Origin of the sequence: Variovorax sp. Root434, from assembly GCF_001426595.1 — a bacterium.
GTDB lineage: Bacteria > Pseudomonadota > Gammaproteobacteria > Burkholderiales > Burkholderiaceae_C > Variovorax.
Window position 1 is genome coordinate 205,987 of record NZ_LMEK01000002.1, and the last position, 24,444, is coordinate 230,430.

Below are 24,444 nucleotides of genomic sequence, written 5' to 3' on the forward strand. Positions count from 1 at the left end.
CCACCGTTTCTGAACGAACGTTCGTTTTTTTAACCAGCGCAAAAGCGACGAAAGGGAAAGCCGGATGATCAAGAAGTGGAACGCGGCCCTGTGCTGCGGACTCGCGGCCGCAGCGGCCTGGACGGCGCCTGCGGCCCGCGCGGCCGACAGTGGCGCCTCGACCCTGGTGACGGCCCGCGTGCAGTCTGCCGAGGCGAAGACGAAATACCCCATCGTGCTGGTCCACGGCCTGCTCGGCTTCGACAACCTGCTGGGCGTCGACTACTTCTACGGCATTCCCGACACGCTGGCCGGCGCGGGCGCCCGGGTCTACGTGGCCCAGGTGTCGGGCACCAACACCTCGGAAATCCGCGGCGAGCAGCTGCTGCAGGAGCTCAAGACCATCCGCGCGATGGAAAACGACCCGGCGCTCAAGTTCAACCTGATCGGCCATTCGCAGGGCGCGCCCACGGTGCGCTACGTGGCGGCGGTGGCTCCCGACATGGTCGCCTCGGTCACCTCGGTGGGCGGCGCCAACGGCGGCTCCAAGGTGGCCGACCTGCTGGCGAAACTGCCCGAGGGCGGCATTGCCCAGACCGCGGTGGTGACGGCCGTGGGCCTGCTGACGAACGTGATCGGCGTCCTCTCGGGCAAGGACCCGGGCCAGCTGCCCGAGGTGCCGCTGAACGCCCTGGCCTCGCTGACCACCGCGGGCGGTGCGGCCTTCGACGCCAAGTTCCCGCAGGGCCGGCCCGCGCCGGGCGCATCGTGCGACGTGAAGAGCGGCGCGGCCGTGGTCGGCGGCGTGCGCTACTACTCGTGGTCGGGCGTGTCCACGGGCTTCAACCTGTTCGACCCGAGCGATGCCCCGCTGTCGGCGCTGGGCACGCTCGCCTTCTCCGGTGAGGCCAACGACGGGCTGCTCGCGACCTGCACCACCCGCCTGGGCACGCACCTGGGCGACTACCGGCAGAACCACCTCGACGAGGTCAACCAGGTGCTCGGCAACACCTACGGCAGCCAGTTCCCGTACTACGAGAAGAAGGTGCCGGCGATCTTCAAGGAACAGGCCGCGCGGCTGAAGAGCGCGGGGCTCTGAGGGCCTTGGCCGTGCACGCACGCTGGACGCTGTGGGCCGCGGGCGGCGCGGCGCTGCTCGCGGTAGCGGTTGCCTTTTTCGCGGCCGGCCCCGGCGCGGCCGACCTTCCGGCCGCCGGATCGGACACGATGGCGACGGCCACGGGCCCGGGCCCCGAGCCCGGGCCGTTCGCAGCCTCGGCGGCGCCGGATGCCCTGCTCGACAGTTCCCTGATTTCCATCTTCGACCAGGTGCTCCTCGAAGCGCAGGCCGACAGCAAGGCCACGCTGATGGCCCGTGCGCCCGCCCTGCTCGCCCGGTACCTGCGCGAAGACTGGCGGGTGCGCGCCCTTGGCCTGCTGGAGCGGTACGTCGACCTGGAAGAGGCCCTGCGCGCAATGCCGCCACCCGCCCCCGGCGACCCTACTCAGCTGCGCCTCAGCCTGGAGGCGCGCGAGGCGCTGCGCCGCCGGTATTTCAGGCCCGAGGAAATCGAAGGCCTGTTCGGCGACCAGATCCGGCAGGACCGCTTCATGGTGGAAAAGCTGGAAGCACTTGCCAACACCGCGCTGACACCCGAGCAGCGCACCGCCGCGCTCGCGCGCAGCGAGCAGGCCTGGCTCTCGCCGGAACAGCGCGAGGTGCGCCGCGACGCAGTGGCGCATGCCGACGTGATGCGCCAGACCGAGGCGCTGGAGGCGCGCGGCGCGAGCCCCCAGGAGCGCTTTGCCGTGCGCAGCGAGGCCTATGGCCCTGAAGTGGCGCGCAGCCTCGCGGCGCTCGACCAGGAAAACCGGGACTGGAATGCCCGCCTCGACCGCTACGCCGGCGCCTCCGAAGTCGATCGAGCCCAGTTGCGCGAGACACTGTTCAACGACACCGAGCGACTTCGCCTGAGCGGCGCCCTGGCGATGCGCGCTGCCAGCGCACAAAGGCCAACGAGTAAGTAAGCGCAGGCTTACGCAGGCTGCGCTTCACCCATCGCCGAGGTCGGCAGGCCGAACACGCGATCGAAGGCCCAGTTGAAGACGAAGGTGTAGACCAGGAAGAACACCACCAGCCCCAGGTCCATCACCAGCGCCTGCCACAGCGACACGCCCAGGCCCCAGGCGAACATCGGCACCAGGAAGGCGATCAGCCCGCCCTCGAAGCCGATGGCGTGGGCGACGCGGCGGCGCACGCTACGCCCGCGCACGGCCTGGCGCGATTCCCAGCGTTCGAAGAGCGCGTTGAAGACCAGGTTCCAGATCACCGCGATGACCGAGGCGGCCACCGCCAGCACGCCCGAATGGCCCAGGCCGGCGTCCGTCATCAAGGCCAGCCCGGCGCTGGCGGCGACGATGGCGATGCCTTCGTAAAGGGTGATGTAGACGATGCGACGCTGAATACCCTGCATGACGCTTCTCTCCTGGTTTGTTGGCTGCGATGCCTGGACTTTATGTGTCACTTGCTGATATAAAAAGTTAACTTGTTTCAGTTTTATTGATAGATCGGGCGCCATGGCCTTCTCCAGCGACAACATCGAAGTCTTCCTGGCCGTGATCGACCACGGCTCCTTCTCTGCCGCGGCGCGGGCGCTGCGCAAGGTGCCGTCGGCGGTCAGCATGGCCATCGCCAACCTCGAGGCCGAACTCGCCCTGCCACTGTTCGACCGCAGCGGCCGCGAGCCCCAGCCCACGGCCGCGGCACGTTCGCTGGAGCCTCAGGCACGGCTGCTGGCAGCACAGCTCGGGCAGCTCCAGGTGCAGGCGCTGGCGCTGACCCAGGGGCTGGAAGACCGGCTCACGCTGGCCATCGCGCCCGAACTGTTGGCCGCGCCGTGGAGCGGCCCGCTGGCCGAACTGGCACGCGAACACCCGCTGCTGCAGGTGGAGGTGCTGGCGGCCCCGCAAGCCGATGCATTGGCGCTGCTGCACAGCGGCCGCGCGCAGCTGGCGCTGGTGTTCGAGCGCCCGAGCCTCGACGGCCGTGAAGGCTTCCAGGAAGTCGGCAGCGACCTGATGGTGGCCGTGATGGCGCCCGACCACCCCGTGCTGCTCGCGGCGCCGGGCGGCCGGCTGCGCGAGGAGCACCTGACGAACACCCGGCAGATCGTCGTGGCCGGCCGCGACCTCGCCAACAGCGATCCGCGCTTCGTGTTCGCGCGCCACGTCTGGCGCACCGACAACGCGCTGGCCGCGCTGAGCCTGATCACCGCCGGGCTGGGCTGGGGCTGGCTGCCACGCAATTTCGCACGGCCGCACGTGGCGGCCGGGGCGCTGGTCGAGATTCCGTTCGAGAACCTCAGCAACGGGCTGGACCTGTGGGTGGACGTCGTGTGGTCACGTGAGCGCCCACTTGGGCTGGGAGCCCAGCGCTTCGTGGCATTGATAGGGAAAGACCGGGTAGCCCCCGGCGAGTGCAGCCCCAAGACCGGCGGAATCTAGCGACCGGCCTCTTCAGCGGTCGTGGCCGCGGCCGCCGCCATGACCACGCTCGTGCCCGTCGCCATGGCCACCCCCGCCGTGACCGCCGCCGCCCCCGTGCGGTCGTCCGCCGCCGCCACCGGGATGCGAATGCGGCATGCCAGGCACCGGCGCCGGGCGGAAGCTCGGCTGCGGCCGCGGCGGCCTGATGCCGGGGTCCGGCGGCGGACGGAATCCAGGGCCCGTTGGCCGGAAGCCGGGGCCAGGCTGCCAGGGACGCGGCTGCCACGCCGGCCTGACTGGCGGCGGCGGACGCCAGCCCGCCACGGGCGGCGGTGGGCGGCCGCCCCACCAGCGCCGCTCGCCGTACCACGGCCGGTCGCGGTAGTAGCTGGCCCAGTAGGTGCCGATCGCGAAGCTGATGATCGGCACGCCGATCACCGCGCCGTAGGCCGCCAGCGGCACGCGCTGCTCCTGGTAGGCGTAGTCGAGGCTGCGCGCCCACACCCAGCCGCGCCCGCCGTCGGGCAGCACCACGTCGCACCAGCCGTAGCCGCTGGTGCAGCCGATCACGTCGAGCGGCTGGCCGGGCCCGAGCCGCGCCACCAGCGGATAGTCGCCCGAGGGGCCGGCGCGCAGGTTGACCGTGCCGCGCGTGAAGGCCTGCTGCGCCGCGGCCGCAAGCGGCAGGATCAAGGCAAGCGCGCCGATGCCGATCCAGCGTGGGGCGAGTGTGTTCATGGCGGGCTCCTGTTCTTTTGCCAGCCAGCCTAGGCCGGGGCAGGAGCGCCTGTCAATCGGCCGGAGGCGCGATCAGGCAGCCTCGCGGTAGAAGCCCGCGTTGTGGCTGCCCAGTGCGCGGCCCGCGACCGGCGCAACCGCCTTGCCGATGGCCGCGATGTGGTCCGGCGTGGTGCCGCAGCAGCCGCCCACGATGTTCACCAGCCCTTCGGCCGCGAACTCGTGCAGCAGCCGCGAGGTGACGTCGGGCGTCTCGTCGAAGCCGGTTTCGCTCATCGGATTGGGCAGGCCCGCGTTCGGATAGCAGCTGATGAAGGTGTCGCCCGCCACCTTCGAGAGTTCCTGGATGTACGGCCGCATCAGCGCCGCGCCCAGCGCGCAGTTCAGGCCGATGGCCAGCGGCTGCGCGTGGCGCACGCTGTGCCAGAAGGCGGTGACGGTCTGCCCGCTGAGGATGCGGCCGGAGGCATCGGTCACCGTGCCGCTGATGATCAGCGGCAGGCGCTGGCCGCTGTTGTCGAAATACTCGTCGACCGCGAACAGCGCGGCCTTGGCGTTGAGCGTGTCGAAGATGGTCTCGACCAGGATCACGTCGGCGCCGCCCTCGACCAGCGCTTCGGTCTGCTCGTAGTAGGCCGCGCGCAGTGCTTCGAAATCGACGTTGCGCGCGCCCGGGTCGTTCACGTCGGGGCTGATGCTCGCCGTCTTGGGCGTCGGGCCGAGGGCGCCGGCCACGAAGCGCGGCTTGTCCGGCGTGCTGAACTTGTCGCAGGCCGCGCGCGCCAGCTTGGCAGACTCGAGGTTCATCTCGCGCGCGAGGTGGGCCATCTTGTAGTCCTCCTGCGCGATGGTGGTCGCACCGAAGGTGTTGGTCTCGATCAGGTCGGCGCCGGCCGCGAGGTAGCCCTCGTGGATGTCGCGGATCACGTCGGGGCGCGTGAGCGAGAGCAGCTCGTTGTTGCCCTTCACGTCGCGCTCGAAGTCCTTGAAGCGCTCCCCGCGGTACTGCGCCTCGGTGAGCTTGAAGCGCTGGATCATCGTGCCCATGGCACCGTCGAGGATGGCGATGCGCTTGGCGAGGATGCCGGGCAGTGCCTGGCCGCGGGTGTAGGTGAGGGGCTTCGTCATTCCCGCGATTGTAAAAACCCCGGCCTGGCCCGGCTCCCGGGCGGGTCTTGGCGCTAGTCCGAGCCGCCCGCAATCTCAGTCAGCGCCTGCACGAAGCGCGCGTTCTCCTCGTCGGTGCCCACCGACACGCGGATGAAGGTCTCGAAGCCCGGCTCCTTCCAGGGCTTGACGATGATCCCGCGCGCCAGCAGCGCCTCGTTGACCGGCCCGTTCGGCCGTGCGAGGTCGAGGAACAGGAAGTTGGCCGCCGAGGGCGCGATGCGCAGACCAGGCAGGACCGACTGCGCGAGCGTGCGAAGCTGCGCCGCCAGCACCTCGCGCTGCCGCACGGTGCGCTCCACCGCCCGTGCCATGTGGGGCTCGTCGCCCCAGGCCGCCAGCGCCGCGGCCTGCGCCGCGAGGTTCACGTTGAAGGGCGTGCGCACCCGGTCGAGCAGCTGCACCAGCGCCTCGTCGGAAGCGATGCCGTAGCCCACCCGCAGGCCCGCGAGCGCCCAGGCCTTGGAGAAGGTGCGCAGCACGATCCACGGACGGCCTGCGGCTGCATCGACACCCTCCCACGCGCGCAGCATCGAAAGCACATCGGGATAGCCGGGCGCCAGCCGCGCGTACTCGTGGTACGCCTCGTCCACCACCAGCAACGTGCCCGTCGGCACCGCCGCGAGCAGGCGCGCGAAGTCGCCGGTATCGAACATGCAGCCGACCGGGTTCGAGGGATTGGCCAGCATCACCATCTTGGGTCCGCGCGCGAGCGCCGCGCACCAGGCATCGAGGTCGAAGCCGAGCTCCGGCGTGAGCGCCAGCAGCTCGACCTGCGCGCCCATCATGCGCGGGTAGATCTCATGCAGCCCGAAGACAGGGCGCTGCGTGAGCACGCGGTCGCCCGGCGACAGCAGCGCCTGGCACAGCATCTGGAGGATGTCCTCGGAGCCGTTGCCGATCACCACCTGCGCGGGCTGCGCACCCGTTCGCCCGGCGATCGCGGCGCGCAGCGCGGTGCAGTTGGCGTCGGGGTAGGTGCCTGCGCGCGCCGCCAGGTCGACCAGCGCCCGCGCCACCGCGGGGCTGGGGCCGTACGGGTTCTCGTTGCTCGCCAGCCGCGCGATCTCGCTGACGCCGTAGCGCGCGCGCACTGCGTCCGAGGACAGCCCCGCGTTGTAGGGCGGCAGCGGCGGCACCTCGGGGCGCGCGAACGCGTGGATGGCGGCGCTCACCGGCCGCCGCCTTCGACGAAGGCCAGCACCGCTTCCAGCATGCGGCGTACGTGCGGTTGCACGCCCGCCGCCACCTCGGGCAGGTAGTCGAACGGCAACTGCTCCTGCATGTAGCTCGATTGCGTCATCTCCAGCTGCACCGCGTGCACACCGCCGGCCGGATTCCCGTACTGGCGCGTGATGTGGCCGCCCGTGAAGCGGCCGTTGAGCACGCCGGTGTAGCCGGTGGCCGATTTCGCGATGCCGAGCAACGTTTCGGCCAGCGCCGGGTCGCAGCTCGCGCCGTTGGCGGTGCCGAGGTTCAGGTCGGGCAGCTTGCCCTCGAAGAAGCGCGGCAGCACCGAGCGGATCGAGTGCGCGTCCCACAGCGCGACCGTGCCGTGCGCGGCCTTCAGGCGGTCGAGCTCGGCCCGCAGCTGCCGGTGGTACGGCACCCAGATCGCATCGCGGCGCGCGGCGACTTCGTCGTCGTCCGGCACGTCGGCGGGGTTGGCGTAGACCGGCGTGTCGTCGAAGGTGTCGACCGGGCACAGGCCGGTGACGCTCTGGCCCGGGTACAGGCTGGCGCCGTCCGGCGGGCGGTTCAGGTCGACCACGTAGCGCGAGTGCGTGGCCGCGAGCACCGAGGCGCCCAGCTCATCGGCGAAGTCGTAGAGCCGTTCAAGGTGCCAGTCGGTGTCGGGCACGTGGCGCGCTTCGTCGGTGAAGCGGGCGGCCAGCGCGGGCGGCACGTGGGTGCCGACGTGCGGCATCGAGATCAGCAGCGGGCGCGTGCCCTGGCGGAAGCGGAAGGCGGGTTCGGTGGTGGTGAAGGCCATGGAAATTCAGTCCTTGAGGAGTTGGGTGCGCGCAGCCACGAAGGCGGCCGCGGCGTCGTCATGCAGCGTGTGGCGTCCGGCCACCACACGCGCGCGGCCCGCGGCCCAGACGCTGTCGATGGCGGAGGTGCGGTGGCTCGCGAAAACGTGGGCCGAGAGCATGTCGGGCGCCGACAGGCCCTGCAGCGCGAGGTGCGCGGCATCGAGCACGACGAAGTCGGCCTGCTGCCCCACGGCCAGCCCGCCGACGGCTCGGCCCGAGGCTTGCGCCCCGCCCTGCACCGCCTCGAGCGTGAACGCGGTCGCCACATGCGGCTGCACCGCGCTCGCGCCGACGTTGCGCTGCCGCCGCGACAGGCGCTGGCCGTATTCGAGCATCAGCAGTTCTTCGGCCGCGTTGACGCTGGCGTGGCTGTCGGAGCCCACGCCCCACGCGCCGCCATGGCTGCGCCATTGGGGAAAGTCGAAGATGCCGTCGCCCAGATTGGCCTCGGTCGTCGGGCAGAGGCCCGCGACCGCGCCGCTCTTGGCGGCGTACTCGTACTCCGCGGCGTTCATGTGCGTTGCATGAACGAGGCACCAGCGCGCATCGACCGGCGCGTGGTCGAGCAGCCACTCGACCGGGCGCAACCCGCTCCACTCCACGCAGTCGTCCACTTCCTTCGTCTGCTCGGCGATGTGGATGTGGATGGGGGCGGTGCGGTCGATGGCTTCGAGCCCCGCGATCGCATCGCGCAGCGCCTCGGGCGGCACGGCGCGCAGCGAGTGCGGCGCCATGCCGAGCCGAGCCCCCTGTTCATCGCACGCCGGCTTCAATGCGTCAAGCAGGCGCAGCATCGAGTCGGTCGACCTGATGAAGCGGCGCTGCCCTTCCGTGGGCGGCACGTCGCCGAAGCCGCCGGTCTGGTAGAGCACGGGCAGCAACGTGAAGCCGATGCCGGCCTTGCGCGCAGCACGCAGCAGCGCAAGGCTCAGGGTCGCGTCGTCGGCATAGGGGCGGCCGTCGGCGTCGTGGTGCACGTACTGGAACTCGCACACGCTCGTGTAGCCGGCTTCGAGCATCTCGGCATAGAGCCAGGTCGCGATGGCTTCCATGTGCTGCGGGCCGAGGCGCGCGGCAAAGCGGTACATCAGCGTGCGCCAGCTCCAGAAGCTGTCGTGCTGCTCGGCGCGGTGCTCTGTCAGGCCCGCGAAGGCACGCTGGAAGGCGTGCGAATGCAGGTTGGGCATGCCGGGAATCAGCGGGCCTTTGACAATTTGCGCGTCGGCGGGGCGTTGCGCGCCGGCCTGCACCTGCGTGAGCCGGCCTGCGTCGTTCCACGTCAGCAGGACGTTCTTCGCCCAGCCTTCGGGCAGCAGCGCATCGGTTGCGAAAAGCGTGTGTGTCATGCCTGGACTCCTGCCGCGATGCGGCCTTGTCGCACCACGGTGCGCACGGGTTGCTGGCCGAACCAGTACGCCAGCTCGGCCGCCGCGCGCACGTTCCACAGCACGAAGTTGGCGGGCATGCCGGGCGCGATGGCGCCGTGCGTCTGCTGCAGCCCCAGCGCGCGCGCCGCATGCACGGTGACGCCGGCCAGCGCCTCGGGCACGGTGAGGCGGAACAGCGTGCATGCCATGTTCACCATCAGCAGCAGGCTCAGCGCAGGCGAGGTGCCGGGGTTGTGATCGGTGGACACGGCCATCGGCACGCCGGCGGCGCGCAGCGCGTCGATCGGCGGCAGATGCGTGTCGCGCAGCGTGTAGTAGGCGCCGGGCAGCAGCACGGCCACGGTGCCCGACCGGCGCATCGCCTCGATGCCCTCGGCCGACAGGTGTTCGATGTGATCGCACGACAGCGCACCGTAGCGCGCGGCCAATGCCGCGCCGCCCATGTCCGACAGCTGCTCGGCATGCAGCTTCACCGGCAGGCCCAGCGCCTTCGCGGCTTGGAAGACCTGTTCGGTTTCCGCGAGCGAGAAGGCGATGCGCTCGCAGAACACATCGACCGCATCGACCAGCCCCTCGGCCGCAAGCGCAGGCAGCATCTCGCGACACACGAGGTCGATGTAGTCGCCGCTGCGATTCGCGTATTCGGGCGGCAACGCATGCGCGCCGAGGAAGGTGGTGCGCACGGTCACGCCGTAGGCTTCGCCCAGTCGCCGTGCCACGCGCAACTGCTTGCGCTCATGCTCGAGCGAAAGCCCGTAGCCCGACTTGATCTCGATGGCGCACACGCCATCGGCCAACAGCTGTTCGAGCCGAGCTGCGGCCTGTGCGAAGAGCGTGTCCTCGCCGGCCTCGCGCGTGGCGCGCACCGACGACACGATGCCGCCGCCGGCCTTGGCCACTTCTTCGTACGTGGCGCCTGCGAGCCGCATCGCGAATTCGTTGGCGCGCTGGCCGCCGTAGACGAGGTGCGTGTGGCAATCGACAAGGCCGGGCGTGACGAGCGCACCGCCCCCGTCGTGGATGGGCAGTGCCGCAAATTCGGCCGGCAGCGCGTCGCGCGCGCCAACCCAGCGGATCGCGCCCTGGGCGACCACGATGGCGGCCTCGACGCCGTCTCCCAGCGCCACGCCGGGTGCGGCATCTGGCGCAAGGCGCAGGCCGGTCCAGAGGCCGTCGGCCGAGGGATATTCGCTGGCAGGTTTCATCGTCGTCATCTTTCTTTCTGCGGGTTACGCCGGCAGGATTCGAACCGCCACCAGCCGCGCGTCTTCGCTCTCGGGTATCGCGCGCCATGCATGGGCTGCGTCTGTCCAGCACAGGCCCTCGCCTTCGCGGCAGGCCTCTTCGTTCAAGCGCCAGGCGCCGCGCAAGGCGAGCAGCACGCCGTGCGGCGCCGCATCGACGGCCGACGCGCGGTCCAGCACCTGCACATCGGCACGCCACTGCCCGCGCCGCGTCATCACGTTGAAGTCGTTCGATGCGCCGCCGAGCAGCGTGCAGTCGATCGCGTCGTCGCCGCTGAAGGCGAAGGGCCGATGCGGCGCGTCGAGCCAGTGGCTGATGCGCCCGTCGTGCGTGAACAGGCGAACGCCATCGCCCTCCAGCAGCATGATGCTGCGGTCGATGCCCTCGAACACCGAGAACGGTCCGGCCGCGGCGATGGTCGCGATGCTCACGCGCCAGCCGAAGCCGTCGAGCGCCGCGCCCTGCGGCCAGCTGGCGATCTCCTGCGTGGTGCCGCCGCCGTTTTTCCAGGGGGTGACCGGGAGTGTGCTGCGGGAGAAATGCTGTACGCCGCTCATGCCCGCCCCTCTTGCTCCTTCCCCCGCTGGGGGAAGGTTGGGATGGGGGCAGCGCCCAACGAGCGCTGTTCGGAGGTCGAGGCCGTCGTGCCCCCACCCCTGCCCTCCCCCAGAGGGGGAGGGAGAAATGCAAATACGGAACCTGCGCTCATCGCATCAATCCACCTTGCCGCAGCTTCTGCTCGAAGTGCCGCAGCACCAGCGTCATCGTGCCGGTCAGCATGAAGTACACGACGGCGATCGCGAGGTACACCTCCAGCGAGCGGTACGACACGCTGATGATCTTCTGTCCCTCGTGCATCACGTCGTGAATCGTCAGCAGCGACACCAGCGCCGAGTTCTTGATGAGCGCGATGAACTCGTTGCCCAGTGGCGGGATCATGCGCACCACCGCCTGCGGCAGCACGATCTCGCGCATCGCCGTGCCGGGCGTCATGCCCAGCGACTGCGCCGCCATGGTCTGGCCCTTGTCGATCGACTGGATCGCGCCGCGCACGATCTCCGACACGTACGCACCCGAATACACACCGAGCCCCAGCACGCCGCACAGGAAGGCCGGCAGCAGGATGCCGAAGTGCGGCAGGCCGAAGAACAGAATGAACAGCTGCACCAGCAGCGGCGTGCCGCGAATGGCCGCCACGTAGGCGGTGCACGCGCCGTAGAGCCAGCGCCGCTTCGGGTTCAGCCGGCCGATGCCGACCAGCAGGCCCAGCACGCAACCGAGCGCCAGCGCGCAGGCGGTGATCTCCACCGTGACGAGCGCGCCGCGCAGCAGGTCGGGCCAGCCCTGCCAGACGGGCGAGAAATCGAAATCCATGGCGCGCTTACTTGGCGCTGGCGTTGAACCACTTGTTCACGATCTTTGCGTAAGTGCCGTCGGCCTTGAGCTTTTCGATCGCGCCGTTCACGGCCTTGGTGAGCTCAGGCGTGTCCTTGCGGATGGCCATGCCGTATTCCTCGGTGGTGATCTGCTCGGGCAGCACCTTGAGGCCGCCGCGCGTGCGCACGTATTGGTAGGCGGCGGGCTTGCCGGTGACTGCTGCGTCGGCGCGGCCGATGTCGACGAGGTTGAACATCTCCTGGTTCTTCTCGACTTCCATCAGCTGCACCTGCGGGAATTTCTCCTTCGTGAAGGCCACCGACTTGGTGCCCACCTGCACGCTGACCTTCTTGCCGTTGATGTCGGCCGGCGTCTTGATGGCCGTGTTGCCGTCCTTCACCATCACGACGAGGCCGCCCGCGTAGTACGGCGCGGTGAAATCGACAACCTTCTTGCGCTCGTCGGTGATGTAGATGCCCGACACGGCCATGTCGAAGCGCTTCGAGATCAGGCCCGGCACGAGGCCCTTGAAGTCGATGTCGATCCACTCGATCTTGCGGCCCAGTGTCTGGCCGATCGCCTCGACCAGCTCCACGTCGAAGCCGGTGCGCTTGCCGTTCTCCACGAACTCCATCGGCGGGAAGGTGGCGTCGGTGGCCACGCGCAGCGGCTCGCCCTGCGCCTGAGCAGCGCCGGCGAAACCGAAGAGAGCGGCGGCAGCAATGGTGAAAAGAGTGCGACGGGTGTTCATGGTGAAAGGCTTCCGTGGGTTTGAAAAGGGAGAAAGACGCAGCAACTACTGCAGGGCGCGAGAGATGCGGGCCGCCGTGACGACGGTCATGTGGAGCAATGCAGCTTCCATGCCCTCGACGCGCGTGAGCGGCGCCATGAGCGTGATCGCGCCGCGCAGGTGCCGACCGGTGGCCAGCACCGGCGCGCTCGCACCCCAGACGCCGGCATCGACCTCGCCGTGCGTCACGGCATGGCCGGCCTCGCGAATGGCGTCGAGCTCGGCGGCGCGTTCGGCGCGGCGTTCGGGGCTCTCGCCGAGCCCGTCGAGCAGGGCGTCGCGCTGGTCGAGCGGCATGTGGGCCAGCAGGCACTTGGCGCTGGCGCCGTCGCGCGCGGGCACGCTGCGGCCGCGGTCGAAGGAGCAGCGCAGCGACTGCTCGCTGTCGATCATCTCCAGGCACACGACACGCTCGTTCACGGCCGTGACCAGCGCCACGCTCTCGTGCGTCTGCTGGGCCAGCGCGCGCATGTCGGCGCGCGCGGCCATCACGAGGTCGGAATTGCCGTCGAAGCCGGTGGCAAGTTGCACGCTCACCGGGCCCGGGGAGTAGCGGCCATCGGATTCCATCACGAAGCCCCAGCGGCGCAGCGTGGCGATCTGCCGGTACAGCGTGCTCTGCGACAGGCCGGTGGCCTGCACCAGCTCGGCCGCCGTCATCGCCGCCTTGCTTTGCGCCAGCACCGACAGCACGAACAGGGCGCGGTCGTTGTGGGCGGGGGCGTCGATCGGGGGCGTCATCGGAAGCAATCGCTGGAGGTCGAAAGTGGATGCGGCGTGCAGTATCTTGCTCGCCGTTCTCACTTCCAAGCGTGGATTCCCACGGAGTGGGAATGGCCGCGTTTTTTCTTTCTACCTTCGTCTTACCTTCTCAGCCCACCAGCAGCGGAAAGAGCGGATCGTCCATCGGCGCGCCGGCCGGCAGCCGCTCGGCGAGGCCGGGGAAATCGGGCGAGGTCTTCCAGCTGCGCGGCGCGTGGCGGATGTCGTCGCCCAAAAAACGCACCGAGAACACGCGGCGCCGGTTGGGCCCCTCGACGCCAGCGGCCGCATGCAGCGTGAGCATGTGGAAGCAGACGAAGTCGCCGGGCTCGATGTTCCAGCCGACGATGGGGAAGCGCTCGCGCGCGCCTTCGATGTCGGGCAGGTCCTCGAGGCTGCCTTCGGGGAACCACTTGGCGTGGTTGTCCATGAAGGTGCGCGGCATCAGCCACGGCCCCTTGTGTGAGCCGGCCACGAACTCGAGCGTGGCGGCGCGCGACACCGGATCGACCGGTATCCACATGCTGACGTTCTGCTCACCCTCGATGTTGTAGTAGGGCTGGTCCTGGTGCCACGGCGTGCGCTGGCGCGTGCCGGGCTCCTTCACGAGCAGGTGGTCGTGGTACAGGCGCACGGTGTTCGAGCCCATGAGTCGCTGCGCCAGTTGCGCAAGCGGCGCCTCGAAGATGAAGCGGCGGAATTCGTCGATCTCCTGCCAGTTGCAGAAATCCTCGAAGAAGCGGCCCGGGTCGTCGGGCCGGCTCGCCACCTTGGCGCGCGGACTGGGCGCGGCGAGGTTGGCCTCGATGCCATCGCGCAGCAGCGCCAGCTCGTCGGCCGTGAGCAACTGGCGGATGCACACCGCACCGTCGCGCTGGAACTGCGCGACGAGTGCGTCGTCCACGCGCTCCTGCACGCGGCGCTGCAGCTCCTGGGCGTCGGGGAGAAAGACGCCCGCCATCACTTCACCATCGGCAGCTTCAGCCCCTGCTTCTTCGCCGTAGCGATGGCGATGTCGTAGCCCGCGTCGGCATGGCGCATCACGCCGGTGGCCGGGTCGTTGAACAGCACGCGCTCGATGCGCTTGGCGGCCGCGTCGGTGCCGTCGCACACGATCACCACGCCCGAGTGCTGCGAGTAGCCCATGCCCACGCCGCCACCATGGTGCAGGCTGACCCAGGTGGCGCCGCCCGCGGTGTTGAGCAGCGCGTTGAGCAGCGGCCAGTCGCTCACCGCATCGGTGCCGTCCTTCATGGCCTCGGTCTCGCGGTTCGGGCTGGCGACCGAGCCGGTGTCCAGGTGGTCGCGGCCGATGACGATGGGCGCCTTGAGTTCGCCGTTCTTCACCATCTCGTTGAAGGCCAGGCCCGCAATGTGGCGCTCGCCCAGGCCCAGCCAGCAGATGCGCGCCGGCAGGCCCTGGAAGGCGATGCGCTCGCGCGCCATGTCGAGCCAGCGGTGGGTGTGCTTGTTCTCGGGGAACAGCTCCTTGATCTTCGCGTCGGTCTTGTAGATGTCCTCCGGTTCGCCCGAGAGTGCGACCCAGCGGAACGGGCCCTTGCCTTCGCAGAACAGCGGGCGGATGTAGGCCGGCACGAAGCCCGGGAAGTCGAAGGCGTTTTTCACGCCTTCGTCGAACGCCACCTGGCGGATGTTGTTGCCGTAGTCGACCGTGGGGATGCCCATGGCCTGGAAGTCGAGCATGGCCTGCACGTGCACGGCGCACGATTTCGCGGCCGCCTTCTTGAGCGCGTCGTGCTGCGAAACCTCCTTCATCGCTGTCTGCCATTGCGGCACGGTCCAGCCCGAGGGCAGGTAGCCGTTGATCAGGTCGTGCGCCGAAGTCTGGTCGGTCACCAGATCAGGCTTGAGGCCGCCGGCCTTCGCGCGCTTCACCAGCTCGGGCAGGATGTCGGCCGCATTGCCGAGCAGCGCGATCGACACCGCTTCCTTCGCATCGCAGTGCTGCTTGATGAGTTCGAACGCATGGTCGATGTCGCGCGCCTGCTTGTCGACGTAGCGCGTGCGCAGGCGGAAGTCGATGCTCGACTGCTGGCACTCGATGTTGAGCGACACCGCGCCCGCCAGCGTGGCTGCGAGCGGCTGCGCGCCGCCCATGCCGCCGAGGCCGGCCGTGAGGATCCACTTGCCCGCGAGGCTATTGTTGTAGTGCTGGCGGCCGGCTTCGACGAAGGTCTCGAAAGTGCCCTGCACGATGCCCTGGCTGCCGATGTAGATCCAGCTGCCGGCCGTCATCTGGCCGTACATGAAGAGGCCCTGGCGGTCGAGCTCGTTGAAGTGCTCCCAGTTGGCCCACTTCGGCACGAGGTTGGAGTTGGCGAGCAGCACGCGCGGTGCGTTCTCGTGCGTCTTGAACACGCCGACGGGCTTGCCCGACTGGATGAGCAGGGTCTCGTCGTCGTTCAGTTCCTTCAGCGACGTGAGGATCTGGTCGTAGCATGCCCAGTTGCGCGCGGCGCGGCCGATGCCGCCGTACACCACGAGGTCTTGCGGACGCTCGGCGACCTCGGCGTCGAGGTTGTTCTGCAGCATGCGGAACGGGGCTTCGGTGAGCCAGCTCTTGCAGTTGAGCTCGCTGCCGCGCGGGGCGCGGATCACGCGGGTCGGGTCATGGCGCGGGTCGGTACCGGTGGACTTGTTCAGATCGATCTTGTCGGGTGCGTTCATGGCGTGGTTCTCCTTGTCGGGTGGTGTTTTACGAGTGACTGGGCAGGATGTCGAGCAGCGCGGCCGGCAGCTCGGCCTTCAGCGCCCACTGGCGCATGGCTTCGATGTCGGGGGCGAGGTAGCGGTCGGTTTCGAGGAACGCGACCTTCTGGCGGATGGCGGCGAATTCGGCCTCCACCAGCGGCGAACTCTTGAGCTTGCGCTTGAGCTCGATGCCTTGCGCGGCGGCCATGGCCTCGATGCCGACGACCACCGCGGTGTTGTTGACCATGTCGCCCAGGCGGCGGCCCGCGAAGGTGGCCATCGACACGTGGTCTTCCTGGTTGGCCGAGGTCGGCAGGCTGTCGACGCTGGCGGGGTGCGCGAGCGATTTGTTCTCCGAGGCCAATGCTGCAGCCGTGACCTGCGCGATCATGAAACCGGAATTGAGGCCACCGTCGCGCACCAGGAACGGCGGCAGGCCCGACAGGCCGGTGTCGAGCAGCAGTGCGATGCGGCGCTCGGCGATGGCGCCGACTTCGCTGATGGCCAGCGCAATGATGTCGGCCGCGAAGGCGACGGGCTCGGCGTGGAAGTTGCCGCCCGAGATGACTTCGCCGGTGTCGCAGAACACGAGCGGGTTGTCCGACGCGGCATTGGCTTCGATCACCAGCACACGCGCGGCGTGTGCGAGGTTGTCAAGGCAGGCGCCCATCACCTGCGGGATGCAGCGTACCGAGTACGGGTCTTGCACGCGGCCGCAGTCGGCGTGCGAAGGCACGATCTCGCTGCCTTCGAGCAAGGTGCGCACCGCGCCCGCGACGGCGATCTGGCCCGGTTGGCCGCGCGCGGCGTGAATGCGTGCGTCGAAGGGCTTGATCGAACCCTGGATGGCCTCGAGCGACAGCGCGCCCGACATCAGCGAAGAGGCGAACACGTCTTCCGCACCGAACAGGCCGAACAGCGCGAGCGCGGTCGACACCTGCGTGCCGTTGAGCAGCGCCAGGCCTTCCTTGGGGCCGAGCACGAAGGGCGCGAGGCCGATGCTCTTCATCGCCTGTGCACCGCTGACCACGGTGCCGTCGGCCAGCGTGGCCTCGCCTTCGCCGATCAGCACGCAGGCCAGGTGCGCGAGCGGCGCGAGGTCGCCTGACGCGCCGACCGAGCCCTTGCACGGAATGCGCGGCATCACGCCCCCATTGAACAGCGCCAGCAGCGCATCGGCCAGCGCCGGGCGCACGCCCGAATGGCCACGCGCCAGGCTCACGGCCTTGGTCGCGAGCACCATGCGCACCACCGGCGCGGCCAATGGCTCGCCCGTGCCCACGCTGTGCGACAGCACGAGGTTGCGCTGCAGTTCCGCCAGGTGGTCGTTGCCGATGCGCGTGCTCGCGAGCTTGCCGAAGCCGGTGTTGATGCCGTAGACGACCTGGTCGTTCTCGACGATGTGGCGCACGGCGGCTTCGGCGCGAAGCATGCCGTCGCGCACCGACGGGTCGAGCGACAGCTGCACGCCGCCGGCCTGGATGCGTCGCAGCATCGCCAGATCGACCTGGCCGGGCGTGAGGGTCAGGGTGGCATCTGGAGTAGCGGTGTGTTTGCTTGTCATGTGAACCTGTCTATACAAGTAGTTGCGAGTGAAAACTGAGGCCTCTGAGGACGAAAAAATCAACCGAAGCTAGGGTTGCCGTCTGCCTTGAAACGGCTGCCCAGGCTGTAGCGCGAGGCCGGGTGCAGGCAGCGCACCCAGGTCACGGGTGTGTTGCGTGACCAGGTGCGGCGCGTGAGCAGGAGGCAGGGGGCTGTGGGTTCCATGGCGAGCCTGTCGGCCTGTTCCTGGTTGGGCAGCACGGCATCGACCACGTGTTCGATCTGGTCGAAGGGCACGTTGCGCACCAGGTACTCGCTGGGCGGCATGACGCTGAAGTCCTGCTCGAGGTAGTCGGGCACGACCTGCGGATTGACGTAGCGCTCTTCGAGCTGCACGGGCGTGCCGTTCTCGAGGTGCAGGCACACGCTGTGGAACACCGAGGTGCCGGCGCGCATGTCGAGCCACGCGGCCACGTCGGGCGAGGCGGCGATGCGCTCGACCGCGATCATTTCGCAGCGGTAGTCGTGTCCGCGCTGGCGGATTTCGCTGGCGATGTTGGCGATCTGCAGCAGCGTGGACTGCGGCTTGTTCTCGGCGACGAAGCTGCCGACGCCGGCCACGCGCACGATGCGGCCCTGCTCCACCAGCTCGCGCAGCGCGCGGTTCACCGTCATGCGCGCCATGCCGAACTGCGCGACCAGCTCATGCTCCGAGGGCAGGCGGTGGCCGGGCGGCCACGTGCCGTCCTGGATCTTGCGGGAGATGTGATCCTTGACTTGCGCGTAGAGCGCGAGGGTGGGGAGGTCGCGTTTCATGCTTGCTGGGGTGCGTGCACAGGCCACCGGGTACTCCCCTCCGCGAATGTCCCCCGCCTTCGGCTCCTCCTTTATTTCGCTGCGGGGAGCACCCGATGCCCTGTGCACAACGAGCGCGGCCGTTGTTCCGCTCGATCAACCAGAGCTCTGAGCGATCACGTCGATGCGGGGGCCTTTTTCGCGAAATAAAGGAGGAGCCCGAAGGGCGGGGGACATTCGCGAAAAAGGTCACCGCGTCGGCGTGGGCGCGCCCCGAACAACGGCACACGCCAAGCACAACGGAATGAAGGCAAGGCGCCATCCTCAATGCTCCGCAGCCGCCATCGACTCCGCACGAATCTCTTCCGTCAGCCGCGCCTTGATGTCCATGAACTCCGGCGAGGTCTTGATGGTGTAGCTGCGCGGATGCGGAAAATCGACCGCGATCTCGGTCTTGATACGCCCCGGCCGCGCGCTGAACACCGCCACGCGGTTGGCCATGAAGATCGCTTCGTCGATGTCGTGCGTGACGAACAGCACCGTCTTGCGCGCCGACTCCCAGATGCCGAGCAGCAGCTCCTGCATCAGCACGCGGGTCTGGTTGTCGAGCGCACCGAAGGGCTCGTCGAGCAGCAGCATCTTGGGGTCGTTGGCCAGCGCGCGTGCAATGGCGGTGCGTTGCTGCATGCCGCCGGAGAGCTGCTTCGGAAAATGGTTCTCGAAGCCGCGCAGCCCGACCTTGGCGATGAAGAACTCGCTGCGCTCCTTCTGGTCGGCCTCTCTCATGCCGCGCTCGCGCAGGCCGAAGCGGATGTTCTGCGCCACCGTGAGCCACGGAAAGAGCGTGTAGCTCTGGAACACCACGCCGCGGTCGGCGCCCGGGCCTTCGATGCGCTCGCCGTCGAGCATCACCTGGCCGGTGGTCGGGAAGTCGAGCCCCGCCACGATGCGCAGCAGCGTCGACTTGCCGCAGCCCGAGGGGCCGAGGATGGTGACGAAGTCGTTCTCCTTCACCTCGAAGTCGATCGGCTGCAGCGCCTGCGTGCGCTGGCCCTTGGTGCCGGTGAAGACGCGCGAGACGCCCTGGATGGAAAGTTGGTTCATCACAATGCAGCCCAGGCAAACAGACGGCGGTTGAGCGCCTTGAAAGCGAAGTCGGACAAGAGGCCGATGACGCCGATCACGATGATCCCGAAGATGATCTGCCCTGTGTTCAAGAGCGCCTGGCTGTCGGTGATCATGTGGCCGATGCCCGACGAGGAGCCGATCAGCTCCGCCACGATCACGTAGGTCCACGCCCAGCCGAGCACGAGGCGCAGCGTCTCAGCGATGCCTGGTGCGGCGCCCGGAATGAGCACGCGCGCCACGATGCCGCGGCTGTTCGCGCCCAGCGTGTAGGCGGCCTCGACGAGGTCGCGCCGCGCGCCGCCTACGGTGACGGCCACCATGAGCACGACCTGGAAGAAGGAGCCGATGAAGATCACCAGCAGCTTCTGCATTTCGCCCAGGCCCGCCCACAGGATGAGCAGCGGAATGAAGGCCGAGGCCGGCAGGTAGCGGCAGAAGGACACGAAGGGCTCGAAGAAGGCCTCGACCGTCTTCCAGGTGCCCATCGCGATGCCCAGGGGTACCGCGAACACGGCTGCCAGCAGGAAGCCGCCGAACACGCGCCACACGGTCATGCCGATGTCGCCGATGAAGCCGTACTCGGTGAAGAGCAACCAGCCTTCCTTGACCATGGTCGGCGGACTGGCGAGGAAGGTCGGCGACACGAAGCCGCCGAGCGTGGCCAGCGACCACACCAGCACGAACACGACGAAGAAGCCGAGCCCGAGCAGCACGCGGGCACGTGCACCGACGGGTTCGAGCGGCGCGAACGCGCGGCGCCGCACAGGCGCCACGGGCAGAGAGGAGACGGCGGTGGAGGCCGGTGCCGCGCGCGGCGGCACCTGCGGCAGCGCCTTACTTGACGTAGCTTGCATCGAAGGTCACTGCGTAGTCTTCAGGCGCCTTGCGGATCACGCCGGCTTCCAGCAGGATGGCCGCGGCTTCCTTCATGAAGGTCGTGAGTTCGCTCGAGAAGAACTTCTGGTTGGCCGCCTTGTCCTGCCAGCGCAGGTAGGCGGACGACTTGGCGAACTGCTCGCCGCTCTGCTTGACGGCCGAGCCCATGAGTTCGTTGGCTTTTTCGGGCTCGGCCTTGATCATGTCGAGCGCGTCGAAGTACGACTTGGTGAGCGCGGCGGCGGCCTTGGGATTGGCCTTGAGCCAGGTGGGCGCGCAGCCGACGGTGTCCATCACCATCGGGTAGTCGAGCGTGGTGGCCAGGATCTTGCCGGCGGCGGGGTTGGCGCGCACGGTCGAGAGATACGGCTCGTAGGTCATGGCGGCGTCGTTCTGGCCGGCCACGAAGGCCTGGGCGGCGGGCTGCGGCTCGAGCGAGACCACCTTCACGTCCTTCAGGGTCATGCCGTTCTTGCTGAGCATCCAGGCCAGGCCGAAGTACGGCGCGGTGCCGGGGGCGCTCACGCCGATGGTCTTGCCCTTGAGGTCGGCGAAGCTCTTCACGTCGTTGCGCACCGCGATGCCGTCGGCGCCGTAGGACTTGTCCATCTGGAAGATCTGCACGATGGGCACGCCGTTGGCGTTCCAGGCCACGTGCGTCTCGACCGTGGTGGCCGCGCACTGGATGGCGCCGGAAGCGAGCGCCAGGTGGCGGTCCTTCTGCGGAATCATCTTGAGTTCGACGTCGAGCCCGTTCTTCTTGAAGATGCCCGCCTTGTCGGCCAGCGAGAGCGGCGCGAAGCCGGTCCAGCCGGACATGCCGAGCGCGATCTTGGTTTCCTGGGCGGCGGCCGTTCCGGCCATGCCCGCTGCACATGCACCTGCTGCCAGCAGCGAAGCGACTTTCACAACTACCGTCGTCTTGACCATGGGTACTCCTGGTTCCGTTCTTGAGAGATGGCTCGGCGGCGCGCCTCGGTGGCCGGGCTGCGCACGCCTCGCATTGTTGCCAAGCGCCCCAACTTGTATATACAGGATAACCCGAAAGGTCATTTTTGGTGCAATTCCTTGGGAAATGCACCGGTTTGCTGTCTAGACAAGAAAGGTCGAAGGACGGGGGCCACCATTGCAATCCTTGTGCCACAGTCATATCTGCGCGGCTGGGGGACAATCGGCGGCCCCTCCTTTCGCCCCCTTCCGACCTCCCCTCCGCTGCCTGTGTCCTCTCTCGCTCCCCGCCCCATCGACGCCTCCGGCAGCAGCGCACCCGCCGACATCCTTCACGAAGTCTTCGGCTACGCGCAATTCCGCGGGGCCCAGCAGGACATCGTCGACCACGTTGTCGGCGGCGGCGACGCGCTGGTGCTGATGCCCACGGGCGGCGGCAAGTCGCTGTGCTATCAGATCCCTGCCATCGCGCGGCAGCGCGCGGGGCACGGCGTGGCGGTGGTGGTGTCGCCGCTGATCGCGCTGATGCACGACCAGGTGGGCGCGCTGCACGAGGCGGGGGTGAGCGCGGCCTTTCTCAATTCCACGCTCGACTGGGAAGAGACGCAGGACGTGGAGCGCCGCATGCTGCGCGGCGAGATCACGCTGCTGTACGCGGCGCCCGAGCGCGTGAACACGCCGCGCTTCCTGTCGCAGCTCGATTCGCTGAAGGAGCGCGGCAAGCTCTCGCTCTTCGCCATCGACGAGGCGCATTGCGTGAGCCAGTGGGGCCACGACTTCCGCCCCGAGTACCGTGCGCTCACCGTGCTGCACGAGCGCTATGCGGGCGTGCCGCGCATCGCGCTCACGGCCACGGCCGACAACCTGACGCGCGCCGACATCGTCGAGCGGCTGCAACTCGAGGAGGCGCGCCAGTTCGTCTCCAGCTTCGACCGGCCGAACATCCGCTACACCATCGTCGAGAAGAAGGACGCGACCACGCAGCTGCTGCGATTCATCGAGCGCGAGCATGAAGGCGATGCGGGCGTGGTCTATTGCCAGTCGCGCAAGCGGGTGGAAGACGTGGCGGTGATGCTGCGCGACGCCGGCATCAACGCGCTGCCCTATCACGCCGGGCTCGATGCCGCGGTGCGCCAGAAGCACCAGGACCGCTTCCTGCGCGAGGAAGGCATCGTGATGGTCGCGACCATCGCCTTCGGCATGGGCATCGACAAGCCCGACGTGCGCTTCGTCGGCCACCTGGACATGCCCAAGAACATCGAGGGCTACTACCAGGAAACCGGCCGCGCGGGCCGCGACGGCGGCCCCGCCGACGCCTGGATGACCTACGGCCTGCAGGACGTGGTGAACCAGCGCCGCATGATCGACGAGAGCCCCGCCGGCGAGGAGTTCAAGCAGGTGATGCGCGGCAAGCTCGACGCGCTGCTCTCGCTGGCCGAGGCGAGCGACTGCCGGCGCGTGCGACTGCTGGGCTATTTCGGCGAGAAGAGCACGCCCTGCGGCAACTGCGACAACTGCCTGAACCCGCCGCAGGTGTGGGACGGCACCGATGCCGCACGCAAGCTGCTCAGCACCATCTACCGCGTGCAGCAGCTCAGCGGCATCAGCTTCGGCGCAGGGCACATCATGGACATCCTGCGCGGCAAGCCGACCGAGAAGGTCAAGCAGTTCGGCCACGAGCGCATCAGCACCTTCGGCATCGGCGCGGAGTTCAGCGAGGTGGCGCTGCGCGGCGTGCTGCGCCAGCTGATCGCCACGGGCGCGCTCGCGGTCGACGCGGAGGCGTTCAACACGCTGAAGCTCACCGAGGGCTCGCGCGCGGTGCTCAAGGGCGAGGCGAGCGTGACGCTGCGCGAGTCGGTGTCGTCACCGGCGGAGCGCAAGACCCGGCGCGAGAAGACCGTCAAGGGCGCGCCCTCGCCGGCCGCCGCCAAGCTCGACGACACCGGCAAGAAGCGCTTCGAGGCGCTCAAGGCCTGGCGCGCCGAGGTGGCGAAGGAACACAACCTGCCGGCCTACGTGATCTTCCACGACGCCACGCTGGCGGCCATCGCCGAGCGGGCACCGGCGACGCTCGAAGACCTGCAGGGCATCAGCGGCATCGGCACCAAGAAGCTCGAGGCCTATGGCAGCGAAGTGCTGCGGGTGTGCGAGGCCTTCTAGCCTTCAGTTCGTCGCAGGCAGCACGACCGGCACCGGCCGCGTGAGCAGGTCGACGTACAGCTCGAAGAAGCGCGCGTTGTCGAACTTCTTCACCACCGTCATCTTCTGCAGCGTGGGGCCCGCAGGCTGCGAGGCATAGCCGATGGAGCGGCCGTTGTCTGCCGCGCCAGGCTTGGCGATCACGTCGACGTAGCGGTCCACCGTCTGCGTGGCGTAGCCCGGGTCGATCAGGTAGGCCAGCGTGAGGGTGTCCCAGATGTTCTGGGTGTAGTTCGGGTTGTTCTCGAAACCGTTCTTGCCGTCGAAGCCGTAGCCGTTGAGCTTCTGGAACACGTCGGTCACAGCCGTGGGCTTGGCCGGGTGCGCGATGCGGTCGTAGATGGTCTTGGTGAGGAACACGGTGTCGGTCACGTCCAGCGGCACCACCACCTGCGGGATCGGCAGCCGCACCACGAACTGCGCGGCGTCGGGGTCGAACCACCAGTTGAATTCGGCGGCCTTGGTGGTGTTGCCCGCCACGTCGATGGCGCCGCCCATGTAGATGATCTTCTTGATGAGCGGGACGATCTCTGGGTTTCGCTTCGCCGCGAGTGCGATGTTGGTGAGCGGGCCGATGGCAAGGATGGTGATCTCGCCTGGATTGGCCTTCACGGTGTCGACGATGAAGTCGACCGCGCTCTTGCGCTGCACGACTGTGTGCTGCGCAAAGCCGTCGGGCGAGGGCTTAAGATCGGCATCGGTCTTGGGCTCGGGGCCGCCCCAGGCGCCGAGATAACCGTCGCCGCCAGCACCCGCGGCCATCTCGGCTTGCACGTCGGCGAAGCTGTGGTTGAGCGCGTAGTTCGCGCCCACGTAGACGCCGATGCGGTTGCCCACGCCGAGCCGCTCCATCGACATCAGCGCGTCGGCCACGCCCTGCTTGAGCCATTGGTTGCCCGAGACCACGCTGATGCCCATGACCTGCACCTTGCCGCTGGCCTGCAATTGGACTGCCATGACGCCGAGCTGGCCGTCGTCGCTCATGGTGTTGTAGTCGCTGTCGATGATGATCTTCTGCGCCGTGGAGCCGCCCGATCCGCCGCCGAAGCCCGAGCCCAGGCCGATGCCGCCGCCTCCGTCACCACCGCCGCCGCCGCAGCCCGCCAACACCGTGATGACGGCGATGAACATCGCCCCGATCCATTTGCGCATCTGCATCTTCCGCTCCTGAGACTAAGAGGTTGGTTTTCAGTCGAAGGCACTGAAATACAAACGTTTGCGCAAAGCTTTGCGCAAACGTTTGCCAACTCTACGGCGCAAGCCGCGGCCA

General features: G+C 68.5%; 23 protein-coding genes. 4 read left to right on the forward strand and 19 right to left on the reverse strand.

Annotation, left to right across the window (positions count from 1 at the left end; translation table 11 throughout):
- Positions 1-64 precede the first annotated feature (64 nt).
- Together ASD05_RS04605 and ASD05_RS04610 are read left to right on the forward strand one after the other, a co-directional pair.
- Positions 65-1,078, forward strand: a complete 1,014-nt coding sequence (locus tag ASD05_RS04605; protein ID WP_082571951.1) for an esterase/lipase family protein — start codon at positions 65-67, stop codon at positions 1,076-1,078.
- An 11-nt stretch (positions 1,079-1,089) separates the two neighbouring features.
- A complete protein-coding gene (locus tag ASD05_RS04610) occupies positions 1,090-2,007 on the forward strand; it encodes a lipase secretion chaperone (protein ID WP_056588327.1) in 918 nt (305 codons plus the stop codon).
- Positions 2,008-2,015: 8 nt separating this feature from the next.
- On the opposite strand, the gene ASD05_RS04615 is transcribed toward ASD05_RS04610, so the two are convergent.
- Positions 2,016-2,453 carry a PACE efflux transporter gene (locus ASD05_RS04615; protein WP_056588332.1) on the reverse strand — a complete coding sequence of 146 codons (438 nt, stop codon included), beginning with the start codon at positions 2,451-2,453 and terminating at the stop codon, positions 2,016-2,018.
- 103 nt (positions 2,454-2,556) lie between these two features.
- Here ASD05_RS04615 and ASD05_RS04620 point away from each other — a divergent pair, with 103 nt between their 5' ends.
- The gene (locus ASD05_RS04620; protein ID WP_056588334.1) at positions 2,557-3,483 is read left to right on the forward strand and encodes a LysR family transcriptional regulator; all 927 of its coding nucleotides are present in this window, start codon (positions 2,557-2,559) and stop codon (positions 3,481-3,483) included.
- Positions 3,484-3,495: 12 nt separating this feature from the next.
- On the opposite strand, the gene ASD05_RS04625 is transcribed toward ASD05_RS04620, so the two are convergent.
- The 17 genes from ASD05_RS04625 to ASD05_RS04705 form a co-directional block, all read right to left on the reverse strand.
- A complete protein-coding gene (locus ASD05_RS04625; protein ID WP_056588337.1) occupies positions 3,496-4,203 on the reverse strand; it encodes an SH3 domain-containing protein in 708 nt (235 codons plus the stop codon).
- 72 nt (positions 4,204-4,275) lie between these two features.
- Complete coding sequence (locus tag ASD05_RS04630; protein ID WP_056588340.1) at positions 4,276-5,331, reverse strand: homocysteine S-methyltransferase family protein; 1,056 nt, start codon at positions 5,329-5,331, stop codon at positions 4,276-4,278.
- A 53-nt stretch (positions 5,332-5,384) separates the two neighbouring features.
- Positions 5,385-6,545 (reverse strand): histidinol-phosphate transaminase, encoded by a 1,161-nt coding sequence (locus tag ASD05_RS04635; RefSeq protein ID WP_056588343.1) that lies wholly within the window; start codon positions 6,543-6,545, stop codon positions 5,385-5,387.
- The gene (hutG, locus tag ASD05_RS04640; RefSeq protein WP_056588346.1) at positions 6,542-7,363 is read right to left on the reverse strand and encodes an N-formylglutamate deformylase; all 822 of its coding nucleotides are present in this window, start codon (positions 7,361-7,363) and stop codon (positions 6,542-6,544) included. Before hutG ends, ASD05_RS04635 begins: the two co-directional genes overlap by 4 nt.
- A 6-nt stretch (positions 7,364-7,369) precedes the next feature.
- On the reverse strand, positions 7,370-8,752 hold the full coding sequence (locus ASD05_RS04645; RefSeq protein WP_056588349.1) for a formimidoylglutamate deiminase: 1,383 nt from the start codon (positions 8,750-8,752) through the stop codon (positions 7,370-7,372).
- A complete protein-coding gene (gene hutI, locus ASD05_RS04650; protein WP_056588438.1) occupies positions 8,749-9,999 on the reverse strand; it encodes an imidazolonepropionase in 1,251 nt (416 codons plus the stop codon). The genes ASD05_RS04645 and hutI overlap by 4 nt, the downstream gene beginning before the upstream one ends.
- Before the next feature lie 24 nt (positions 10,000-10,023).
- A complete protein-coding gene (locus ASD05_RS04655; RefSeq protein ID WP_056588352.1) occupies positions 10,024-10,596 on the reverse strand; it encodes a HutD family protein in 573 nt (190 codons plus the stop codon).
- A gap of 148 nt (positions 10,597-10,744) precedes the next feature.
- Complete coding sequence (locus ASD05_RS04660) at positions 10,745-11,413, reverse strand: amino acid ABC transporter permease (protein WP_056588355.1); 669 nt, start codon at positions 11,411-11,413, stop codon at positions 10,745-10,747.
- Positions 11,414-11,420: 7 nt separating this feature from the next.
- Positions 11,421-12,167 (reverse strand): transporter substrate-binding domain-containing protein, encoded by a 747-nt coding sequence (locus tag ASD05_RS04665; RefSeq protein ID WP_056588358.1) that lies wholly within the window; start codon positions 12,165-12,167, stop codon positions 11,421-11,423.
- Between the two features lie 45 nt (positions 12,168-12,212).
- The gene (locus tag ASD05_RS04670) at positions 12,213-12,947 is read right to left on the reverse strand and encodes an IclR family transcriptional regulator (RefSeq protein WP_056588361.1); all 735 of its coding nucleotides are present in this window, start codon (positions 12,945-12,947) and stop codon (positions 12,213-12,215) included.
- Between the two features lie 130 nt (positions 12,948-13,077).
- Entirely contained in the window at positions 13,078-13,929 is an 852-nt protein-coding gene (locus ASD05_RS04675; protein WP_056588364.1) for a phytanoyl-CoA dioxygenase family protein, read from the reverse strand.
- Positions 13,929-15,656 (reverse strand): urocanate hydratase, encoded by a 1,728-nt coding sequence (hutU, locus tag ASD05_RS04680; protein ID WP_056588368.1) that lies wholly within the window; start codon positions 15,654-15,656, stop codon positions 13,929-13,931. Before hutU ends, ASD05_RS04675 begins: the two co-directional genes overlap by 1 nt.
- 28 nt (positions 15,657-15,684) lie before the next feature.
- Positions 15,685-17,244, reverse strand: a complete 1,560-nt coding sequence (gene hutH, locus ASD05_RS04685; RefSeq protein WP_056588371.1) for a histidine ammonia-lyase — start codon at positions 17,242-17,244, stop codon at positions 15,685-15,687.
- Between the two features lie 59 nt (positions 17,245-17,303).
- Positions 17,304-18,041, reverse strand: a complete 738-nt coding sequence (gene hutC, locus ASD05_RS04690) for a histidine utilization repressor (protein WP_056588374.1) — start codon at positions 18,039-18,041, stop codon at positions 17,304-17,306.
- Positions 18,042-18,344: 303 nt separating this feature from the next.
- Positions 18,345-19,124: an ABC transporter ATP-binding protein gene (locus tag ASD05_RS04695; RefSeq protein ID WP_056588378.1), complete on the reverse strand. Its 780-nt coding sequence runs from the start codon at positions 19,122-19,124 to the stop codon at positions 18,345-18,347.
- Positions 19,124-20,002 (reverse strand): ABC transporter permease, encoded by an 879-nt coding sequence (locus tag ASD05_RS04700; RefSeq protein ID WP_056588383.1) that lies wholly within the window; start codon positions 20,000-20,002, stop codon positions 19,124-19,126. The genes ASD05_RS04695 and ASD05_RS04700 overlap by 1 nt, the downstream gene beginning before the upstream one ends.
- Positions 19,983-20,954: an ABC transporter substrate-binding protein gene (locus tag ASD05_RS04705; RefSeq protein WP_056515793.1), complete on the reverse strand. Its 972-nt coding sequence runs from the start codon at positions 20,952-20,954 to the stop codon at positions 19,983-19,985. Before ASD05_RS04705 ends, ASD05_RS04700 begins: the two co-directional genes overlap by 20 nt.
- Positions 20,955-21,242: 288 nt before the next feature.
- Here ASD05_RS04705 and recQ point away from each other — a divergent pair, with 288 nt between their 5' ends.
- Positions 21,243-23,135, forward strand: coding sequence for a DNA helicase RecQ (gene recQ, locus ASD05_RS04710; RefSeq protein WP_157609941.1), 1,893 nt, complete (start codon positions 21,243-21,245; stop codon positions 23,133-23,135).
- Between the two features lie 3 nt (positions 23,136-23,138).
- Here recQ and ASD05_RS04715 read toward each other — a convergent pair whose 3' ends face one another.
- Positions 23,139-24,332, reverse strand: coding sequence for a nucleoside hydrolase (locus ASD05_RS04715; protein WP_414930036.1), 1,194 nt, complete (start codon positions 24,330-24,332; stop codon positions 23,139-23,141).
- Positions 24,333-24,444: the final 112 nt, after the last annotated feature.

Bases quoted from the DNA above. Each gene is read 5' to 3' on its own strand.
- ASD05_RS04605 (WP_082571951.1), top strand. From the start codon at position 65: ATGATCAAGAAGTGGAACGCGGCCCTGTGCTGCGGACTCGCGGCCGCA.
- ASD05_RS04615 (WP_056588332.1), bottom strand. From the start codon at position 2,453: ATGCAGGGTATTCAGCGTCGCATCGTCTACATCACCCTTTACGAAGGC.
- ASD05_RS04620 (WP_056588334.1), top strand. From the start codon at position 2,557: ATGGCCTTCTCCAGCGACAACATCGAAGTCTTCCTGGCCGTGATCGAC.
- ASD05_RS04625 (WP_056588337.1), bottom strand. From the start codon at position 4,203: ATGAACACACTCGCCCCACGCTGGATCGGCATCGGCGCGCTTGCCTTG.
- ASD05_RS04630 (WP_056588340.1), bottom strand. From the start codon at position 5,331: ATGACGAAGCCCCTCACCTACACCCGCGGCCAGGCACTGCCCGGCATC.
- hutG (WP_056588346.1), bottom strand. From the start codon at position 7,363: ATGGCCTTCACCACCACCGAACCCGCCTTCCGCTTCCGCCAGGGCACG.
- ASD05_RS04645 (WP_056588349.1), bottom strand. From the start codon at position 8,752: ATGACACACACGCTTTTCGCAACCGATGCGCTGCTGCCCGAAGGCTGG.
- hutI (WP_056588438.1), bottom strand. From the start codon at position 9,999: ATGAAACCTGCCAGCGAATATCCCTCGGCCGACGGCCTCTGGACCGGC.
- ASD05_RS04655 (WP_056588352.1), bottom strand. From the start codon at position 10,596: ATGAGCGGCGTACAGCATTTCTCCCGCAGCACACTCCCGGTCACCCCC.
- ASD05_RS04660 (WP_056588355.1), bottom strand. From the start codon at position 11,413: ATGGATTTCGATTTCTCGCCCGTCTGGCAGGGCTGGCCCGACCTGCTG.
- ASD05_RS04665 (WP_056588358.1), bottom strand. From the start codon at position 12,167: ATGAACACCCGTCGCACTCTTTTCACCATTGCTGCCGCCGCTCTCTTC.
- ASD05_RS04670 (WP_056588361.1), bottom strand. From the start codon at position 12,947: ATGACGCCCCCGATCGACGCCCCCGCCCACAACGACCGCGCCCTGTTC.
- ASD05_RS04675 (WP_056588364.1), bottom strand. From the start codon at position 13,929: ATGGCGGGCGTCTTTCTCCCCGACGCCCAGGAGCTGCAGCGCCGCGTG.
- hutU (WP_056588368.1), bottom strand. From the start codon at position 15,656: ATGAACGCACCCGACAAGATCGATCTGAACAAGTCCACCGGTACCGAC.
- hutH (WP_056588371.1), bottom strand. From the start codon at position 17,244: ATGACAAGCAAACACACCGCTACTCCAGATGCCACCCTGACCCTCACG.
- hutC (WP_056588374.1), bottom strand. From the start codon at position 18,041: ATGAAACGCGACCTCCCCACCCTCGCGCTCTACGCGCAAGTCAAGGAT.
- ASD05_RS04695 (WP_056588378.1), bottom strand. From the start codon at position 19,124: ATGAACCAACTTTCCATCCAGGGCGTCTCGCGCGTCTTCACCGGCACC.
- ASD05_RS04700 (WP_056588383.1), bottom strand. From the start codon at position 20,002: ATGCAAGCTACGTCAAGTAAGGCGCTGCCGCAGGTGCCGCCGCGCGCG.
- ASD05_RS04705 (WP_056515793.1), bottom strand. From the start codon at position 20,954: ATGGTCAAGACGACGGTAGTTGTGAAAGTCGCTTCGCTGCTGGCAGCA.
- ASD05_RS04715 (WP_414930036.1), bottom strand. From the start codon at position 24,332: ATGCAGATGCGCAAATGGATCGGGGCGATGTTCATCGCCGTCATCACG.